Annotated in this window: 13 protein-coding genes and 2 tRNA genes; 8 read left to right on the forward strand and 7 right to left on the reverse strand. The window is 62.2% G+C overall.

Going from position 1 to position 18,880, the window contains the following annotated elements; translation table 11 throughout:
• Window positions 1–12 precede the first annotated feature (12 nt).
• On the forward strand, window positions 13–1,560 hold the full coding sequence (locus tag GE027_RS00075) for a radical SAM protein (protein ID WP_153555128.1): 1,548 nt from the start codon (window positions 13–15) through the stop codon (window positions 1,558–1,560).
• 415 nt (window positions 1,561–1,975) lie between these two features.
• On the opposite strand, the gene GE027_RS00080 is transcribed toward GE027_RS00075, so the two are convergent.
• The 4 genes from GE027_RS00080 to GE027_RS00095 form a co-directional block, all read right to left on the reverse strand.
• Window positions 1,976–2,698 (reverse strand): YceH family protein, encoded by a 723-nt coding sequence (locus tag GE027_RS00080; protein ID WP_153555129.1) that lies wholly within the window; start codon window positions 2,696–2,698, stop codon window positions 1,976–1,978.
• Between the two features lie 51 nt (window positions 2,699–2,749).
• Window positions 2,750–3,727, reverse strand: a complete 978-nt coding sequence (locus tag GE027_RS00085; RefSeq protein ID WP_153555130.1) for a hypothetical protein — start codon at window positions 3,725–3,727, stop codon at window positions 2,750–2,752.
• A 464-nt stretch (window positions 3,728–4,191) separates the two neighbouring features.
• Window positions 4,192–4,263 (reverse strand) — tRNA-Gln (locus GE027_RS00090).
• A 58-nt stretch (window positions 4,264–4,321) separates the two neighbouring features.
• Window positions 4,322–5,065, reverse strand: coding sequence for a redox-sensing transcriptional repressor Rex (locus GE027_RS00095; RefSeq protein WP_153555131.1), 744 nt, complete (start codon window positions 5,063–5,065; stop codon window positions 4,322–4,324).
• Window positions 5,066–5,524: 459 nt separating this feature from the next.
• On the opposite strand from GE027_RS00095, the gene GE027_RS00100 reads away from it, so the two are divergent.
• Window positions 5,525–7,279, forward strand: a complete 1,755-nt coding sequence (locus GE027_RS00100; protein WP_153555132.1) for a hypothetical protein — start codon at window positions 5,525–5,527, stop codon at window positions 7,277–7,279.
• Between the two features lie 822 nt (window positions 7,280–8,101).
• Here the strand turns inward: GE027_RS00100 and bcp are convergent.
• Window positions 8,102–8,575 carry a thioredoxin-dependent thiol peroxidase gene (gene bcp / locus GE027_RS00105; RefSeq protein ID WP_153555133.1) on the reverse strand — a complete coding sequence of 158 codons (474 nt, stop codon included), beginning with the start codon at window positions 8,573–8,575 and terminating at the stop codon, window positions 8,102–8,104.
• Between the two features lie 279 nt (window positions 8,576–8,854).
• On the opposite strand from bcp, the gene rsfS reads away from it, so the two are divergent.
• Together rsfS and argS are read left to right on the forward strand one after the other, a co-directional pair.
• Entirely contained in the window at window positions 8,855–9,373 is a 519-nt protein-coding gene (gene rsfS, locus GE027_RS23240; RefSeq protein WP_390621561.1) for a ribosome silencing factor, read from the forward strand.
• A gap of 3 nt (window positions 9,374–9,376) precedes the next feature.
• Window positions 9,377–11,353 carry an arginine--tRNA ligase gene (gene argS / locus GE027_RS00115; protein ID WP_153555135.1) on the forward strand — a complete coding sequence of 659 codons (1,977 nt, stop codon included), beginning with the start codon at window positions 9,377–9,379 and terminating at the stop codon, window positions 11,351–11,353.
• A 130-nt stretch (window positions 11,354–11,483) separates the two neighbouring features.
• Here the strand turns inward: argS and GE027_RS00120 are convergent, their stop codons facing one another.
• The gene (locus GE027_RS00120; protein WP_162006505.1) at window positions 11,484–12,815 is read right to left on the reverse strand and encodes a DUF255 domain-containing protein; all 1,332 of its coding nucleotides are present in this window, start codon (window positions 12,813–12,815) and stop codon (window positions 11,484–11,486) included.
• Window positions 12,816–13,473: 658 nt separating this feature from the next.
• Here GE027_RS00120 and rho point away from each other — a divergent pair.
• The 3 genes from rho to GE027_RS22765 all read left to right on the forward strand — a co-directional run bounded on the left by rho (window position 13,474) and on the right by GE027_RS22765 (window position 16,217).
• On the forward strand, window positions 13,474–14,793 hold the full coding sequence (gene rho, locus GE027_RS00125; RefSeq protein ID WP_153555137.1) for a transcription termination factor Rho: 1,320 nt from the start codon (window positions 13,474–13,476) through the stop codon (window positions 14,791–14,793).
• A gap of 61 nt (window positions 14,794–14,854) precedes the next feature.
• Window positions 14,855–14,937, forward strand: a tRNA-Ser gene (locus GE027_RS00130).
• A gap of 668 nt (window positions 14,938–15,605) precedes the next feature.
• Entirely contained in the window at window positions 15,606–16,217 is a 612-nt protein-coding gene (locus GE027_RS22765; protein WP_162006506.1) for a PH domain-containing protein, read from the forward strand.
• An 818-nt stretch (window positions 16,218–17,035) separates the two neighbouring features.
• Here GE027_RS22765 and GE027_RS00140 read toward each other — a convergent pair.
• Window positions 17,036–17,659, reverse strand: coding sequence for an MJ0042-type zinc finger domain-containing protein (locus GE027_RS00140; protein WP_153555139.1), 624 nt, complete (start codon window positions 17,657–17,659; stop codon window positions 17,036–17,038).
• A 233-nt stretch (window positions 17,660–17,892) separates the two neighbouring features.
• On the opposite strand from GE027_RS00140, the gene GE027_RS00145 reads away from it, so the two are divergent.
• On the forward strand, window positions 17,893–18,825 hold the full coding sequence (locus GE027_RS00145; RefSeq protein ID WP_153555140.1) for a histone deacetylase family protein: 933 nt from the start codon (window positions 17,893–17,895) through the stop codon (window positions 18,823–18,825).
• Window positions 18,826–18,880 lie beyond the last annotated feature (55 nt).

Consider the following 18,880-nt stretch of genomic DNA (forward strand, 5'->3'; position numbering starts at 1 on the left):
CACAGGCCTGTCATGGATGCCCACACGCCCAAACCGCTGCCCGTTGTCAATCCGGGCGGCGCCGCCGGCGTGCCCGAAGCGTCCCCTGCCGGAAACGCGAACGGTGCAGGAAAGGCGGGGGGCGCAAGTCCGGCGGCCAAACATCGCGATTACACGTATCTCGGCACCACCGACAGCCTGTGTCCGCAGTGCATGCAGGTGGTGCGTGCCAAGATCATCGTCCGCTCAGGCCGCGTTTATTTCCAGAAACGCTGTCCCCGGCACGGGCCTCGCGAAGATTTCGTCTGCTCCGACGTCCGCTGGTACGACCGCCTGGAAACCGCTCTGCCGGCCAAGTTGCCCGAGCGGGTCTCGGTCGCCGCCAACAAGGGCTGTCCCTATGACTGCGGGCTGTGCGAGGAACACGAACAACACACCTGCATCGGCTTGGTCGAAGTTACCGCCTCGTGCAACCTGAAATGCCCGATGTGCTTCGCCAGCAGTGGTCCCGGCGGCGAACACCTCTCGGTGGAACAAGCCAAAGCAGCCATCGATGCTCTGGTCGCGGCCGAGGGGCATGCGGAAGTCTGCCAGATTTCCGGCGGCGAACCCACGATCCATCCGCATCTACTGGAAATCGTCGACTATGCCCTCGGCCAGCCCATCGATTACGTCATGATCAACACCAACGGGCTGCGATTTGCCAGCGACGCGGCTCTGGTCGAGGCCCTCGCCAAACGGCGCGAGCGACTGGAGATCTATTTCCAGTTCGATGGCCGCGATGCTTCAGGCGAACGGGCACTGCGCGGCGAGACGCTGGCCCCGCGCAAACAGCGCGCCCTGGACCGCTTAGCCGAAGCCGATTTGAATGTGACGTTGGTCGCCACGCTGCACGGCCCCGATGACCACCGGGTGTACGAGCGGTTGATCGGCGAGGCGATGCGGCGTCCCAACGTCGTGGGGCTGAGCCTCCAGCCGGCGACGTACAGCGGCCGCCACGTCCTGCCCAGCGTCCTGGAACAACGGGTGACCTTTCCCGATGTGATTCGCGGCATCGCCGCGGCCAGCGGTGGGATGCTGGCCGAAAACGACTTCACTCCCCTGCCCTGCGCCCATCCGAACTGCCACCAGATCATGTTGGCGATTCGCAGCGGAGGCGGTCTCCTGCCGCTGGCCCGCGTGATGGACGTCAGCCGCGACCGCGACCTGTTGGCCAACGGGATCAGTTTCACCCGCGAGCGTTCCAAGCAATTGATCGCGCAGTATCTGGGCCGAGCCTCGGGGTGTGGCAGCGGATGCGGTTGCGGGGAAGCCGAAAGCGGTGCGGACGCAGCGGCCGTTTCGGACGCGCAGCGACGCGTCGCCGAGGATTTTTTCGGACGCGTGATCGCCGGGCAAGCGGGCGCTCGAGACGTGTTTCGCATCACCATCACCAATTTTCTGGACGCCTATAACTTCGACATCCGTCGCCTGATGAAGTGCTGCACGCACCACGTTCTGCCCAGCGGCCATTTAATTCCGTTCTGCGCCTACAACACCCTGTACCGCCCCGGCCACGTCCCCCTGCCACCAGCGACCTGAGCCGACGGGGCTCGCGGGTTTCCTAGCCACGACGTGGGCCCCGCGGCAGTATTGCGCAACCGATAAAGGTGCGGAAACGCGAACCGGCGCAACGACCCTCCAGCGCCGCGAGACCCGACGCTAGCGCGTTCGGCTGGGGGGCGGTTGCGGTGCAGAAACGCGTACCGCCGCAACGTCCCTCCAACGCCGCGAGGCCAAACTAAGCCGACGGCGCTCTTTCGCGGGTCTCCTAGCCACGACGGTGTTCCCCGCGGCAATATCGCGCAACCGACAAAGGTGCGGAAACACGAACCGCCGCAACGACCTCCCGCGCCGCGAGACCCGACGCTCGCGCGTTCGGCTGGGGTTGGTTGCGGTGTGAAAACGCGAATCACCATTCCAACCCACGAGCGCCGCGAGTTCCGACGCTCGCGGCTCAGGAATCGAGCCGTTTCTCCAGCTGCTCGATGCGGTCCGTCAGGGCGTCGATCTGTTTTTGCAACGATTCCCAGCCGGAGTCGACCGCGGCCGGTGCGACCGGCGTCGTCGCCTGCGCCGGCGGCGTGGCTACCGGGGCTTCGTTTTCTTCGTCCGCGGTTCGCAACCGCTGCATCTCATCCGGCTCGTACAACGTGTGCGCAAACTGCTGACCGCGGCCCGGGCGGCCCAAGGCCATGACCAGATTCTGCGAGATAAGATCGTTGACGATGTTCGTTGTTGTCTGCAGATCTTCCAGCTTTTCCATCCGCGACGCGCGAGCGCGAATCTCGCCCAGCGTCTGCGGACCGCGCAGAAGCAGCTCGATCATCACCGCGGCGTGCTTGCCGCGAACGCCCAGCCAGTCATAGGCGTGGTGCCGGTACTTGCTGACCCGGCCGCCGCCCTGAATCTCGGTCACCGCCTCCAGAGCCCGCAGGCCATCCAGCGCGATCAGGACGTCGTCGCCGTCGAGCTGCATCACGGGATCGCGGTTCGATTTCTGATTGCAGCCGACCTGGATCGCGTTCAGCGAAAGCGGATAGCTGTCGGGCGTCGTCTTGGCCTTCTCGACCAATACCGCCAACACGCGTCGCTGGTGTGGATGCAGCGCAGGCAGCCGGCGCGGTGCGGATTCGGCGGCGGAGTCATCGGGCCCGGAGGCATTTTCTGGTTCGCTCATGGCGGCGATTATCCGACCCCCCAGACCCTCTGTCAAACCGCCCTGCGCCGCTTAATGCCCTCCAAATCCCATCTCCCCTTCCAAGGCCTCTTCGAAGCCGTCCATGTCATCCATCGAGGAAATCCCCCCGGAGTTGACACCATCCGGTGACACGACCTCGGCGTCCTTCAGCTCGGCGCCACTCAAGCGGTCGAATAGATCTTGGATCTGACTGTGAACGTTGGACGGCGCGGATATCACCAACAGATCGCGACCTGTCTCAGCACTGCTCAAAGCCACCACCGACGAGGGACCGCCGAAGTTCTCCCACGTATCCGGCTGGATCGTCCGAGTCAGCAACGTCGCCGCACTACCGGCTCGCACACCGACTTTGTCCAGGGGATACGTCCTCGTTTCCAATTGGCTCTCGGCGTTTTCCTTCGTCGTGACCACGACCACCTCGTCGCGAACCACGGCCACCAGGTCCGCCTCGTTCAACAGTAATCGCAGGGCGGATTGCAGGGAGATATTGGAAACGTTCAGCGTGACCGGGACCTCTTTATCCAGTCCGATCTCCTCCAGAGCTCGCCGATCGATCAAAATCGGCAACTGGTGCTTTTCGCTGAGCACCTGCACGGCATCTTCCAAAGGCGTTTCAAAAAACTCCACCGTCGTCTTCTCGCGCAGCATCTGACGGAGCCGCTGTTCGGCCGTGATCATCTCGGCTGTTGCCTGCCGAGCTGGCTTGGTTTTTTTATCTTGGTTGGCCGAGGCGTCCTGTTCTCCTTTGCGGCGCTCGGGCGCCGGGCCGAAGGGGTCTCGACTGGCCTTGCCCTCGGAACTGCCGAAAGGGTCTCTCGCCCCCGATTGGGCAGCTGCAAACGGATCCGCAGGTGCAAACGGATCCGCAGCGGCTCGCGCAGGGGCCGACTGCGAGCCCTTGGCATCGGATGGATGAGGTGGGTCGTCGGCGAAGGTCGGGGTGCATGCCAAGCCGACCAAGGCTAGGGACAAACACATCGGACGCGGCAGCAGACAGCGGTGGTACATGGTCGGGTTTCCCGAAAAGAGTAAACAGACGACGGCGACGGCCGTTCCCACAGCCTGCGCCGTACCTGCAATGTACCCCCCCGCCGGGAAAACCTCCAAAAAAACACCGGGGCGTCCCCCGGCGCCGTCGCTGAAATCGCCGGACTTCGGAGCAACCCACTGCGTATTTAAGCCGCTTGGACGCTAGCCGGTTACTTGGTGACGAAACCGAGGCAAGTGCCTAAACGGCTTACTGACTCACAGCCCGCGAGCCTCGGGCCTTTACCACAGATACGGGACGGTGACGCACCGTTATGCATCGATTCCTGCTAGGAGCAGAATCGCGCGAGGAGGTGGCGGCGCTGCACGTCCAAATTCTGGCGAATTCAGCTACGGGTGCACGTCCAAATCCTGGCGGATTTAGCTACGAGAGGCGCGACCAGCCGTCGCGCGAAAGAAGAAAGCAAAGCTTGAAAAGCTTAAAATTACCCCGCTAGGACTCGAACCTAGAATGGCTGAACCAAAATCAGCTGTGTTGCCAATTACACCACGGGGCAGGGTGCGGTGTGTGAGCGGTCATCTTAGCCAATAGGTCGGCGAATCGTTAAGCGGGGTTCACGGATTTTTGGAGGATTTCAGGGAGCTTTTTTCGGGTTTGCCGTCGGCCGGCTCGCCGGCGATCAGCACCGAGAAGGCCAACTGCTGCAGTTCGCTGGCCAAATCGACGTTTGCCACGCAGATTTCATCGCCCACACGCAGCGCGACCGGGGCAAAATTCAGGATCCCGGTGATGCCCGCGGCGGCCAGCCGCCGGGCGATTTCGCCGGTTGCCCCGGCCGGTACCGCGATAATCGCCAGATTCGCCTCCAGCTCTCGGATTCGCCGCTCCAGCTGGTCGGTGTGATACACCGGCACATCCTGCACCACCGTTCCGATCCGTTCCGGAGCGATGTCGAACGCCGCCACCCAGCGGAAGCCCTGTTCCTGGAACCCCTGATAGCGCAGCAGCGCGTTGCCCAGCGAGCCGGTGCCCAACAGCACCACATTCCAGACTTGGTTGGACCCCAGCGTCTGCCGGATCCGCTGGACCAGCGGCCGGATCACATAGCCCACGCCGCGGCGACCTTGGGGTTTCAGGTAGGCCAGATCCCGCCGCACGACCGCATCGGAAACCCCCAGCAGTTGGCCGAGTTGGCGGCTGCTCGCATGGTCGCTTCCGGCGGCGGCCAAACGCCGCAGCTCGCGCAGGTATAGGCTCAATCGGCCCACTGCCGCTGGGGGGATATCCCCGCCACTGGCGCCAGGCGAGACGCCTTCGGCGGCGTGCGGCTCCGCATCGCCGGGCGGTTCGGTCGACATGGGTTTTCCGGGGGTTTTCTGGGATTTCGGTACTGGTTCATCCATGGCCGGGCCATCCCGCGGCCGCTGCTGCGTCCTGGGGTCGCCTGAGGGCAACACTTCGAGGCGTGGAGGCAACCATTATTTCGCAAAACCGGTACAACCCATACCGGCGGCGTCTGCGGACCTTGCCAGACCCCCTAAACATCCCATTTTCTGCTTGCCTCATCGTTTCTGTGTTCAACCTTTGCTGCGTAGTCGATGTAGTTCGTGCAAAGGGATTGGTTTCCTGGATCAGGTAGGGCTGCGTAGTACGCCCACTTTATCAGACGCACCACGGGGGACAGGCCATACGTAGCGGCCGTAGCCGTACCGGTGACGCGACCAGGAAAGAGCTCCCTTGCACAACCGCTGAACCGCGTCAGGTCGGCGGCGAAGCTGCGTCCAGCATTTTAGCGTTGTTTACACGGAGAGATGGAAATGAGAAGGCTTTGGTTGTTGCCAGCCCTGGTAGCCGCATTGGTTACCGGAGCAGCCCAGCAGGTCGACGCTGCGTACAGCGGTGCGATCAGCTACGACGGGTGTAGTAGCTGTGGAGGAAGTGTGGTTGCCGACGGCGGCGTCGCTGCCGAAGGAGCCGCGGTGGCCGAAGGCGCCGCGGTTGCAGGCAGCCCCGCAGCCGACTGCGGATCCTACACGGTCATGCGGACGATTCGCCGCACGGTGATGGAGCAGCGTCAAGAGACGCGCTACCGCACCCGTTACGAGCGCGTCTGGGACGAGAAGGAAGTCCAGCGGACTCGACTGGTTCCCGAACAGCGGACTCGCGAAGTCAGCTACACGGTGATGAAACCGGTCCGCGAAACGCACCAGAAGACGATCAACTACACGGTCATGAAACCGGTGTACGAGACCCGTCAGCGGACGATCAACTACACGGTCAAAAAGCCCGTGTACGAGACGCACCAGAAGACGATCAACTACACGGTCATGAAACCCGTGTACGAGCAGCGCGAGCGCGTGATCAACTACACCGTGCGGGTGCCGCACCGTGAAGTCAAAACGCGCACGATCAACTACACGGTCATGAAGCCGGTCTACGAGACTCGTCAAAAGACGATCAACTACACCGTCATGAAGCCCGTGTACGAGCAGCGTGAGCGGACGATCAACTACACGGTCTACAACACCGTGCGTGAGCAGAAGGTTCGCACCGAGACCTACAGCGTCTGTGTGCCGTACCAAGAAACCCGCACCGTTCAGGTCCGTGGTGGTCACTGGGAAACGCGTACCGAAACCGTTCCCGGCCCGATGATCCGCCGCGTCGTGCGTGAGCCCGGCACCTGGACCTACGATCCGTGCACCTGCCGCTGCGTGTACACGCCCGGCGAATGCCGCGTGATCTGCGAACAGGGTTGCCCCAAGACGATCTGCAAGAAAGTCTGGGTCCCGACCTGCGAGACCAAGGAAATCACGTGCACCAAGTACCGTCGCGAGTGCCGTACCCGCGAAGTGCCTTACACCGTGTGCCGTCGCGTTCCCGAGTGCCGCACCAAGGTCGTCAAGTACACCGTCTGCAAGATGGTTCCTGAGTGCCGCACCAAGGTCTGCAACTACACCGTCTGCAAGATGGTTCCCGAGTGCCGTACCAAGACCTGCCAGTACACCGTTTGCACCTACAAGTGCGAACAGCGTCAGAAGGTCTGCAAGTACACCGTCTGCAAGATGGTTCCCGAGTGCCGCACCAAGGTTTGCAACTACACGACCTGCCGCTGGGTTTGCGAGCCCCGCACCAAGGTCTGCAACTACACCGTCTGCAAGATGGTTCCTGAGTGCCGCACCAAGGTCTGCACCTACACCACCTGCAAGCTGGTTCCCGAGTGCCGCACCCGCACCGAGTGCTACACCGTGTGCCGCAAAGAGTGCTACACCGAAACGGTCCGCGTGCCGCGTTGCGTGAAGGTTTGCGAACCTTACACCGTCACCGTGTGCGTGCCCCGCGTGGTGTGCGAACAAGTTCCCGTGACCGTCTGCTGCCCGGCTCCGGCCTGCTGCGGTGCTCCGGCTTCGGCTTCGGACTGCTGCTGCGGCAACGACGGCTGCCACGGCGGATGCTGCGGCCAAGCCGCTGCTTGCTGCCCGCCGCAACGCAACCGCGTTCGCGGTCTGCTGCACCGCCTGTTCGGCGGCTGCCACAGCAACAACGACTGCTGCGAACCAGCTTGCGGCTGCTAAACAGCGCTCTCTGGAACAGCTTTAAGATCGCTTAGATCGACACGACGAGAAGGCGGAATCCGGCTCCCCGGGTTCCGCCTTCTTTTTTTTATGCGCTGCCCATCAGCCGTTTGGGCGCTAGCCCACGGTTCTTGGGCGCAACAGATCATCGCAAGCCTCCGCCAAACGGAACCGTACGCTAGTGCGTTGCGGCTGATGCACTCCATCAGCCGTTTGGGCGCTAGCCCACGGTTCTTGGACGCAACAGATCATCGTAAGCCTCCGCCAAACGGAACCGTACGCTAGCGCGTTGCGGCTGATGCACTCCATCAGCCGTTTGGGCGCTAGCCCACGGTTCTTGGACGCAACAGATCATCGTAAGCCTCCGCCAAACGGAACCGTACGCTAGTGCGTTGCGGCTGATGCACTCCATCAGCCGTTTGGGCGCTAGCCCACGGTTCTTGGGCGCAACAGATCATCGCAAGCCTCCGCCAAACGGAACCGTACGCTAGCGCGTTGCGGCTGATGCACTCCATCAGCCGTTTGGGCGCTAGCCCACGGTTCTTGGGCGCAACAGATCATCGTAAGCCTCCGCCAAACGGAACCGTACGCTAGCGCGTTGCGGCTGATGCACTCCATCAGCCGTTTGGGCACTAGCCCACGGTTCCCCATCAGCCGCCGGGCGCTAGCGGTGCGTCAAAGCCTAATTTCAGGGTAGCCGATCTCGCCAGAGGTTGGACTGAAGCGGCAAGAGGGTCCGAAGTCTGGCGACTTCAGCTACGGCCAGACCCTAAGAGCAAATGTTGACGCAGCGCTAACGCCCTGCGGCGCTCACCCCCAAGGTCAGCCCAGCGCCTCGATCGCGGCCAAGACCTGCTCCTCGTGCCCGTCGACCCGGACCCGTTTCCAGACCTTGACGATCATCCCTTCGCCGTCGATCAAAAACGTGCTTCGCTGGATACCCATCGACTTTTTGCCGTACAGATTCTTTTCGCGCCAAGCCCCGTAGGCTTCGGCGACCGCGTGATCGGGATCGGCCAGCAGCGGAAAATTCAGCTCGTACTTGTCGCGAAACCCTTCGTGACTGGCCACCGCGTCGGGACTGACCCCCAGCACGACCGCTCCGGCCGCGGCCAATCGGTCCTGGGCGTCGCGAAACGCACAGGCCTGCCGCGTGCAGCCCGGGGTGTTGTCCCGAGGATAGAAATACAGCACCACGATGCGGCCCGCATAATCGGCCAGCTTCTTCGTCTGGCCCTCGTAGCTCTCCAGCTCGAACGCGGGAGCTTTCTGGCCGGCTTCTAACCACTGAGTCATGAGCAGCGTCTCCGTGAGATTTTTTCGAAGCCGTCAAAGCCGCCCCGCGGCTCTTCAGGCTGGATCGTAAGCGTTGTGATGCGTGTGATCGGTTTCGAGGGCGATTTCGATCTCGATTCCGATCCGCTACCGCTTCAGAGCCTACCCCAAACGGCTGGCCGTCCAAGGTGTCGTGACAGGACGCTCGGGATCGTTAGAATACGGCTCGCCGCGTTCCCCACCTCTGGGCGTCGGATCTGGGCGACGGACTCGTTTACTGCAAACCGCTGCGGAATTAGTGTGACTGAACCTGACCAACAAGCCGACCAACCGGACCCCTCCGAACAACCGGAAATCTCTGGCCAAGCGGACTCCGCCGAGCAGCCGGAAACTGCCGAGCAGCCGGAATCGCCGCGTTCGCTGCGCCCCCACGGCACCGAGCGGAGCCTCCAGCTGGCCACCGCCGCGGCCAAGGTGGCGATCGATAACCGGGGCCAGAGCGTCCAGGTGCTGGACGTTTGCAAACAAACGGCCCTGTTCGATTACTTTGTGATCGCCACCGGCACCAGTCGCCGCCAGCTGCACGCGATCAGCGAGGAGATCGATGATGTGCTGGAAAAACAGCTGGACGACCAACGGTTAAACATCGAGGGCTATGACGAGAGTCGCTGGATCGTCCTGGACTACGGCTCGGTGGTGGTCCATTTGTTCGACGAGGAGACCCGGTCCTATTACGACCTGGAATCGCTGTGGGCCGACGCCAAAGTGGTTCCGCTGGCGGACCTGGGTTTGAGCGATCCTTCGCAGGCGGACAGCTGACCCATGCAGATTGCCAGCTTACTGAAACAGCGTCTGGCCGCGGCCCTTGCGCACTTGGTGGACGATCCGGACGAGGTCGCCCAGATGCTGCGGCCCACCCAGGACCCGCGTTTCGGCGACTACCAGGCCAACTGCGCGATGCCGCTGAAGCAGCGATTGAACCGGCCACCGCGGGAAATCGCCCAGCAGATCGTCGACCACTTGCAGGTGGCCGACCTCTGTCACGAACCGGAAATCGCCGGCCCGGGATTCATTAATTTGCGTCTCCGCGACGACTGGATCGGCGAAGCCGCCACGGCGCTGCTGGACGATTCAGCCCTGGGCGTGGAGCCACCGGAGCAGCCGCGGACCCTGCTGATTGATTTCTCGTCGCCCAACGTCGCCAAACCGATGCACGTCGGCCACATCCGCTCGACCGTGATCGGCGACGCGTTGGCCCGCTGCTTTCGGTTCCTCGGGCACCGCGTGATCACCGACAATCACCTCGGCGACTGGGGCACTCAGTTCGGGATGATCATCTACGGCTACAAGCATTTCGTCGACCAGGCGGCCTTCGAAGCCGCTCCGGTGGCCGAACTGGTTCGGCTGTACCGCATGGTCAACAGCCTGATCGATTACCACAGCGCCGTGGTCGCTCTGCCCGAGGCGCGCACCACGGCCGAAACGCTGCGTGAAGAGGCCGATCAGGCCCGGCAAGCGGCCCAGGACATCGAGGACAAGGCGGAGCGCAAGAGACACAAGAAACAATCCGACGCCCTGTCGCGCAGGGCCGCCGCGGCGGCCGACAAGGTGGTCGGCCTGCAGCACAAGGTCGATGCGGTCGAAGCCGACGATACGCTGCTGGCGGTCGCCGGCCAGCACACTACGATCGCCACCGATGTTCTCAACGAGACGGCCAAACTGCATCAGGGTGATCCGGAAAATCGAGCGCTCTGGGATCGCTTCCTGCCCCACTGCCAGGACGAAATCAATCGCGTCTACCAGCGGCTGGACATCCACTTCGACCACACCCTGGGCGAGAGCTTTTATCACCCGATGCTGCCGGGCGTCGTCCAAGAGCTGAAAGAAGCGGGGCTGGCCCGTGACAGCGAAGGCGCGGTGTGCATATTCCTGCCCGATTTCGACGCCCCCATGATCATCCAGAAAAAGGATGGGGCGTTCCTGTATGGCACGACGGACTTGGCCACGCTGAAGTACCGCAACGAACATTTCGCTGCGGACGAAATCCTGTACGTGGTCGATTCGCGGCAGAGTGACCACTTCGACAAACTGTTCGCCGTCGCACCCTTGATCGGACTGGGCCACCTGCGGCTGCGACACGTTAACTTCGGGACCGTTCTGGGCGAGGACGGCAAACCCCTGAAAACCCGTTCCGGCAACAACGCCGGGCTCGAAGGCTTGCTCGACGACGCCGTTGCCGCCGCGATGGATGCCGTCTGCGATCCCGATCGAACCGCCAAACTGGACCCGCCGCTGAGCGAAGCGGAGCGGCAGCGGATCGCTCGCGTGATCGGCCACGGCGCCATCAAGTATGCCGACCTGGCCCATCACCGCACCAGCGACTACCGCTTCAGCCTTCAGAAGATGGTCGCGTTGGAAGGCAATACGGTGGCCTATCTGCAGTACGCCTACGCTCGCACCCAGGGGATCCTCCGCGCCGGCCAGACCAGCGAAGACGACGTCCGCAAAGCCGAACATCCGATCTCGGTGGCCGCCGACGCCGAACGGTCGCTGGCCCTGGCGCTGCTGCGTCTGCCCGAAGCCCTCCAGCAAGTGGCCGACGACTATGCACCGAGCGCCCTGGTCGACTACCTGTACGAGACCGCGCGGAAGTACATGGTCTTCAACGACAACTGTCCGGTTTGGAAAGCCGACGATCCGGCGGTGCAGGCCTCTCGCCTGGCCCTGGTCGTGGCGACCAGTCGAGTGATCCGCACCGGCCTGGGGTTGCTGGGCATCGAAGTGGTCGAGCGGATGTAAGCGGTGCCTCGTCGTCGCCGAGCTTGCGCGTCGCCGAACTCGCCAGAGTTGGGGACGACCGGGCGTCCTTCGTACTGCACCCAAAGTCTGGCGACTTCGGCTACGGGCTGCGAGTGGAGACGTCGGCGGCTTAGCGCGTGGCCTGATTGGCTTCCAGAGCCGCTTGGCGAGTGATGGCGATCGCCGGCCGCGTGTAACGAATGTGCTCGCGTTCGAAGCGATCTCGGGTTTCCTCGCTAGCGAAGAAGAAAATGCGATTGAATTCGTGATCCGTCACGCCCCATTCGCGGCTGCCCTGCACCAATCGCCGTTCCTCGAAGAACAGCACGACGTCCATGCCATTCATGACCGGTGCGTAAGTGTCGGGCGAGTTGCGAAACCGCTCCATCGCGCTAGCGCTGGAAAACAGATACAGCTGGCCCAGGTGGATCAGCCCGTACTGTGGATCGCCGATCACCCACTGCGCCTCATCCAGCACGGCCACCGGGCAGTAGCCCTCCATGGCCAGCGGCGGCTCATTCGCTTCGCTCGCCTTGGTGCTCGCCACGTCCTCCGTCGGCTGTTCGGCCGCAGCGGCCGCGGTGTTCAAGTCGCAGGCAGCGGGCCCAGCTCCGGAAACGTCACAGCATCCCGCTGCGGTCGGTTCGGCCAGCGCGGATTCGGTGGGGCTGCTGGGCAGGGGCATCGACAGGGACATGCCATCGGTGCGATGACCGGCGGCGATCGCCGGCGTGCCGGAACGCATCGGCGGCAGCGCCAGGCTCGGAGCCGGAGCGACTTGAGGATTTGCCGCCGGCAGGTTCAGCTGGGCGGTGGCCGTGGCTTGCGGCATCGCAGCCGCAGGTGCCGCCCGCCCAGAGTTCTGCGGGCCGGCGGGCTGGGCATTGGCCTGCTCGGCCTGTACAGCAAACTGGTTGATCTGCGGCTGCGCGGCTCCGGCCGGCAAACCGGGAACAAAGGCGGCGGGATTGTTCTGGACCGGAGCCGCAGGGGATGCTGGCTGGGGATCGCGGGCCGCCAACTGGGTGTTGTTGGGTGTGGCCGGCTCGAGGGCCGCCGGAGCGTGGCGTTCGTAACGGGCCAGCATCGCGATGTAATCCTCGGCCGCCTGCGGGCTGGTGCCGTGGCCGAGAACCGAACCGTCGGCGGCGACGATCACGTCGGTCGGAAAGCGGCTGACCTTGAAGGTCTTGGCCAATTCCGGATGGTGGCCGGCATGCACTCTGACCGGCACGTAATACGCTTCGATCGCGGCGGCCAACTGCGGCGATTGAAACGCCCCGGCCTCCAGCTTGTCACACCAGTGGCAGTGGTCGGTGTAGAAGTGCAGCAACAGCAGCTTGCCGCTCTGCTCCGCTTGCTGGTGAGCCGCTCGCAGGTTGTCCTGCCAAGCGATTTCAGCGCGCAGCGGAGGTGTCCACAGCAGCAATAGGCCGACGAGGATGAGGATCGTAGATCGCATTGCGATCCCTCGCATCTGGGGTCAAAATGAATCCGGTACGTTCAAGGAAGATCGGCTGTAACGAATATGCCGCTGAAGCGGAAGTTGAAACTCAGGACAACTTTTGCGATCGTGCGCGTTGATCCGGGCCGCAGACGGCCTATAATACAGGTGGTCCTCGGGAAGGCCTTGACACCGGCCCGGAGGCCGTTATAGTTTCAAGCAAATCAAAGGAATCTTACTTTAGTTCCACCTGAACGGTGTGGAATTCCTGCTTCGGACTCCCCAATCGTCCTCGCCGGGTATGAAGCCCAGGCCACCAAAATTGCTGCGGTAGGACGGCGCACTCAGCCTCAAGTCCTGTCGACAGTTGCGGCAGCAGAGGAACCAGCGGCGTGTGGGTCCGACTGCGGATGCCTTGTAGCGGATCAGTTGCTCGGGTAGCGGATGGTCAATCGACGATCCAAGGGCATTGATCCTCAAAGAGAAGCCATCGTTTACGGGATTCGGAAACGTCAAGTTTGCCGCTGGCGGTTTCGAATTGTTTTTCACTTGCATTCTACCTTTCTGGCGGCATTTCTCTGTTTCCGCGTCGGCGGCCGCTGCTTTTATTTGGGCAGTGGAAAGCCATTGTCGAACCTCCCTTTCGACATTCCCGCGACGCGTCTTTGGATGACTAATGGCTAAGAAAAAACGGACCTATCGGAGCCGCGGCGGATCGGGCGGCGGGAATAATCATTCCAACAACGGTAGCGGCCCCCCACGCGGGCGTCGGCGCCGTCGCGGTGGCGGCGGCGGTGGTGGCGGCGGCGGTGGTGGTGGTGGTGGTGACCAGGACGGCGGTTCGCCCATCGACAACGATGCTCCGCTGAGCGAAGGCGAGGGCATCCTCGAGCTGCACCCCAACGGCTACGGCTTCCTCCGCAGCCCCGAGAACAACTATTCCCGCGAACGCAGCGACCCGTTTGTGCCCGGCACGATGATCGAAAAATTCGGTCTTCGCGAAGGCGTCTTGATCAAGGGCATGGTCCAGGAAGCCCGCCGGCAACAAGGCCCGCGGATCCGCGAGATCGCCACCATCGACGGGCTGACCCCCGAGGCGTATCTGGACGTCAAAGAGTTCGATACGCTGACCCCCGAAAACCCCGACGAATGGCTGCGTCTGGAAGTCGGCCGCAAGCCGGTCACCAACCGCGTGATCGACCTGCTGGCCCCGCTCGGTAAAGGCCAGCGAGCTCTGATCGTCGCCCCGCCGCGCAGCGGTAAAACGGTGATGCTGCAGAACATCAGCCAGGGCATCTCTCAGAATCACCCCGAAGTCAAACTGATCGTGCTGTTGATCGACGAACGGCCCGAAGAAGTCACCGACATGCGGCGCAATGTCCCCGGCGGCGAAGTCATCGCCAGCAGCCTGGACATGGACGTGGAAAGCCACGTGCGGCTGAGCCAACTGGTGATCGCCCGTGCCAAGCGACTGGCCGAAATGGGCCAGGACGTCTTCGTCCTGCTCGATTCGATCACGCGACTCGCCCGCGCCTTCAACAAATGGGTCGGCCGCGGTGGACGCGGTGGAGCGACGATGAGCGGCGGACTGGACATCAAAGCGATGGACATTCCTAAAAAGCTGTTCGCGACCGCTCGCTCGTTCCAGGAAGGCGGCTCGCTGACGATCGTCGGCACGGCCCTGGTCGATACCAACAGCCGCATGGACGAGGCGATCTTCCAGGAGTTCAAAGGGACGGGCAATATGGAAGTCGTGCTCGATCGCCGACTGGCCGATCGCCGCGTCTGGCCCTCGATCGATATCTCGCAGAGCGGGACCCGTCGCGAGGAACTGCTGCACGACGAAGAAACCTACGAAGCGGTCACGATGCTTCGCCGCACGCTCAGCTCGATGCACCCCTGCGACGCCATGGAGCAGCTGACCACCCAGCTCGGCCGCTTCGAGAGCAACGAGGAATTCATCAAGTTGATCAGTGGCGCGAAACTGACCAATTGATCGCTTCGGCGACCTTTTCGGCAAGCCGTTGATTGTTACAATAACGGACGGTTTGCCATCCGGAGGATAAGCGAATTGGTGAGCAGCCTCACTGGAACTGAGGTACCCCGCAAGGGGCTGCGGGTTCGAGTCCCGTGTCCTCCGCTGTAACCACAAAACACCCTCGCGACACAAAGTGTCACGAGGGTGTTTTTCGTTATCGATGGAACGGAGGCCATACTTCGTTCGCGATCGGCGTCCAAGAAAACCAATCTCGATAACGGCAGACGCATGCTGGCGAGGCGGCTGGAGCATCCTAGATTCTGCCTACAAACCCTGTACGTTCCACTGGCAGGCTCCCCAACAGCGGGGCAAATCGACTATCTTAGTTGTTTCTCGGGGCAGTCTTGAATCGATTCTGCAGGGACAGCAGCCAGGTTTCTATGCGTGATAATCGATCCTCACTGCTCCAAGGACGTCAGCAAACTGAGTTATTGGTTCGGACAACAGAGACTGCAATCATGAACGAAGGGAAGAGTCCCACCGCGGGCGAACGCCTCGTGTGCCCCAAATGCGATCACCTACTCCACACGAACGCCACCATCGGTAGGCATGACAGCCTGAGTGCGACTTGCCCTAGCGGCAAAGAAAAGTCGTCCCTGGGTCAATTCCGTGCAGCGGGACCTCCCATCCAGGCAGAAGTAATTGACGAGCCCGCCCAACCTACCGCTCTCCCCAACCCAGAATCAAACACCGCAGAAGTGACCACTCATGTGGCGCGACCGGCGACTCATGACTCGTCGCTCGTGAAGCAGCCTGAGATGCCTCCACCTATGCACCCTGACATCTCGCGGTTCGCGGCCGACGGTCAGGACACCGGTATGGTTGCCAAGCTTCTCGCCCGGGCTCAGGAGATCTGTACTTCTGCCGAAACTCCTCTCTATATGGCAGTCCAACAAAAGCCAGTCGCAAATTTCGCCCCCGACGCTGTGGTGCTCACGAATAGGCGTTTCATCTTCTTCCGACAGAAGATGCTCGGCCGGATGGATTTCATTGATTGCATCTGGATGCACGTCGCCAACGTCCACATGAAAGAAAATTTGGTAGGCGCCACGATCACGCTGCGAGGCCAGAGTGGGCGAGTTGAGTGCATCGACTACTTACCCAAAATTCAAGCTCGCCGGGTATATAGGGTCGCGCAAGAAATGGAAGAAAAGATGATTGAGTTTCGGCGCGATCGCATGATGGAAGAACAGCGTAATGCCGCGAACCAAGTCGTTGTGCAAAATGCAATCGCGCCCAACTCAGCCCCAAGTCCGGCACCCGCTCAATCCGGTTCTGATCCCGTGGTAAAGCTACAGCAGATCAAGCAAATGCTCGATGCCGGCCTTATCGAACAGGAAGAGTACGACCGGAAAAAAGCGTCTATTTTAGAAACCATGTAATACGAGTTGTCGGCACGGCGCGAATGCGCTATCGCAAGTCATGAACGCAGTTGCCGCGGAACGGGCTGAGGAACACGTCAAGTCGAGTAAAGGCAATGGAGCCACCAAACGGCAAATAGAGCCGTCACGAAAATATTGATGCCATCGTTGACTACATCCGGTACTGGAAACAACGTGCCGAATTAGTGGCTAGTCAGACACACTGTTGGATCGGCCTGTAGGTGTCGACGGTCTACAATGGGTGCCGAAGCTAGGTCGTGGTTTACGAGCACAAGGGCGAGATTCCTGACGACCATTGGCTTGAAGACTGGAAGCGGACCTGGAATGCTCGCAAAATCCTGATCCACAGGTTATGAAAGTTCCGACCCGCTTCAGGGTGCTGTTTTCGGTCCCTCCGGGTTTGTCGTGAGAAAGCCAGGGATGGTGGATTTTCGGAGGCACCGGCGGAGGTGTCCGAATGATTTACCTGCGGTGTCTTCATCCATTACGTTGAAGTTGCCGCGAGAAACGGAAGCAAGCTCTGCAGGGACGCGGGCACGGCCAGGGATATCGCGGTCGGGGTGCACCCGGTGGTGTCTCTGGCTGGCGGCAAGCATTGCCTGTCGCCAGCATTTTTGATCCGTTAGACCACACCCTTCGGACACCACCGCCGGTGCCTAAGAAAATCCTGCAATTGGGATGAACCCACGAGAATCCCGGATGGACCCTGTTTTCAGAACGGATCAAGCTACTGATGGACATTCAAGCGAACACGCAGCACAGCGCTGCGAACGCCTAACCGGCCGCACCGCGTCCCGCGAAACATCGCTCTGTCGCGATCAACGCTCTGGGAATTCCATCAACATCGTCTGCGTCCGGTTGTACAACATCAGGCGGTACTGGGCGGCCAGCCGCGGCGGCCCGTGGTAATCGAATTCGACCGTCCTGGCCTGCTCGTCGATCCGGAAAGAGCCGTCGACGTAGTGCTCGAAGGAGCTGAGAATCGCTTCGGCTTCGGCGACCGTGATCGGCGCTTCGGGCCCCCTTTGGATGTAACGAAACCGAGCGGTCGCCAGCGGCTCGGCGAACAGTCCGCCCAGGCCCAGCACCACCAGCAGCGCCGCGGCGCTCCCCAACCCGATTGCCCAGCGAACCAGGAAGGGACGCAGGGGCGGAGCATCACTGGCCGCCGCGGCGAGCGGGCTGGCGCTGGGCGCCGCGGCGAGCGGGCTGGCGCTGGGCGCGGCGACACGCCGAGCCCCAGCGGGAGCGGACCCAGGCGGTATGGCGGACGCCGGTTGAGCCGCCGACGAAGCTGCTGAGGGCAAAGGCGCCGCGGGCGCAGACGCTCGGCCCAGGCGCAGCGATTTCGAGCACTTGGGACAGCGAAACAGGGCACCGGCAGGCGAGTCAGGAACTCGCAGCACCGTGCCGCACTCGGGACAACGAACATTCTGGCTCACGGCTTCGCATCTCCCGCGTCGGGTTACCACGCCTGTCGTCGCTCGGTGTACAGACCCAGCCAGTCTATCCGGCCGGTCGGACCGCCGCGAACATTTTTTTACCGCAATCCCCGCGACCTTCGGCCTGGTCGGCCGCCTCGCCCGGTGCGTCCTGCTGCGGCCGCTCGACCGTATAATGCGATTTCTGCTCCCCCCAATCCTCAACGAGCAATGGTTGCCTGAAAGCGAATTCCATGACACTGCTGTACTACGATCCGGTCTTCCAGGAACACAGGACCGGCGATCATCCGGAAAACGGTGCACGCCTGCGTTCGGCCGTCCGTCACCTGCGTTTCACAGGCATCGACGCGCACTGTAGTCGCCCCGGATGGAAAGTGGCGTCCCTGGAGCGATTGGGGTACGTGCATCCCGAGGCGTACATCGAATCGATCAAGCGTATCGCTGCCGGCGGTGGGGGCCAAATCGAACAGGACACGGTGCTGAGCGACCAGTCGTACAAGGTCGCTCGGCTGGCGGTCGGGGCCGTTTGCGATGCGGTCGAAAGGGTGGTCGGTGGCGAAGACAAAACGGCATTCTGTCTGGTTCGTCCGCCGGGCCACCACGCCATGCCGGACCAAGCAATGGGCTTTTGCCTGTTCAACAACGTGGCGATCGGTGCCCGGGTGGCGACGCGCGAACTGGCGCTCGAACGCGTTCTGATCGTCGATTTTGATGTGCATCACGGCAACGGAACCCAGGCGATCTTCTGGGAAGATGCCGACGTGGGTTTTTTCTCGATGCACCGTTCGCCCTTCTATCCCGGCACGGGTGCGGCAGAGGAAACCGGCGGCGGCTCGGCAGCCGGCACCACGTGCAATCTGCCCATTGCCTTCGGTACGCCGCCGGCAGAACAACTGCAACGCTTCGAGGAGAAGCTGCGTGCGTTCGCGGAACGAATCCAGCCCCAATTGGTGTTGGTCAGCGCCGGCTTCGACGCCCACAAGGACGATCCGGTGGGTTCGTTAGGCTTGGAAAACGAAGACTTCCGCAAATTGACACGCTGTGTGTTGGACGTCGCGAACGAGCACGCCCAAGGGCGATTGGTCAGCGTCTTGGAGGGCGGCTACAACCCGAGCGTCTTGACCGACTGTGTGGCGCTGCATTTGGAAACGTTGCTGGAGGCTTGATGCGGCCTGTCGATTCATTGAGCCGTTTAGGCGCTAGCCTCGGTTTCGTCACCGC

It is taken from the genome of Roseimaritima sediminicola, from assembly GCF_009618275.1.
GTDB classification, from domain to species: Bacteria; Planctomycetota; Planctomycetia; order Pirellulales; family Pirellulaceae; genus Roseimaritima; species Roseimaritima sediminicola.

Coding starts and splice junctions, on each gene's coding strand:
- GE027_RS00075 (WP_153555128.1), top strand. CDS start 13: ATGGATGCCCACACGCCCAAACCGCTGCCCGTTGTCAATCCGGGCGGC.
- GE027_RS00080 (WP_153555129.1), bottom strand. CDS start 2,698: ATGAGCGAACCAGAAAATGCCTCCGGGCCCGATGACTCCGCCGCCGAA.
- GE027_RS00085 (WP_153555130.1), bottom strand. CDS start 3,727: ATGTACCACCGCTGTCTGCTGCCGCGTCCGATGTGTTTGTCCCTAGCC.
- GE027_RS00095 (WP_153555131.1), bottom strand. CDS start 5,065: ATGTCGACCGAACCGCCCGGCGATGCGGAGCCGCACGCCGCCGAAGGC.
- GE027_RS00100 (WP_153555132.1), top strand. CDS start 5,525: ATGAGAAGGCTTTGGTTGTTGCCAGCCCTGGTAGCCGCATTGGTTACC.
- bcp (WP_153555133.1), bottom strand. CDS start 8,575: ATGACTCAGTGGTTAGAAGCCGGCCAGAAAGCTCCCGCGTTCGAGCTG.
- argS (WP_153555135.1), top strand. CDS start 9,377: ATGCAGATTGCCAGCTTACTGAAACAGCGTCTGGCCGCGGCCCTTGCG.
- GE027_RS00120 (WP_162006505.1), bottom strand. CDS start 12,815: ATGCGATCTACGATCCTCATCCTCGTCGGCCTATTGCTGCTGTGGACA.
- rho (WP_153555137.1), top strand. CDS start 13,474: ATGGCTAAGAAAAAACGGACCTATCGGAGCCGCGGCGGATCGGGCGGC.
- GE027_RS22765 (WP_162006506.1), top strand. CDS start 15,606: ATGCACCCTGACATCTCGCGGTTCGCGGCCGACGGTCAGGACACCGGT.
- GE027_RS00145 (WP_153555140.1), top strand. CDS start 17,893: ATGACACTGCTGTACTACGATCCGGTCTTCCAGGAACACAGGACCGGC.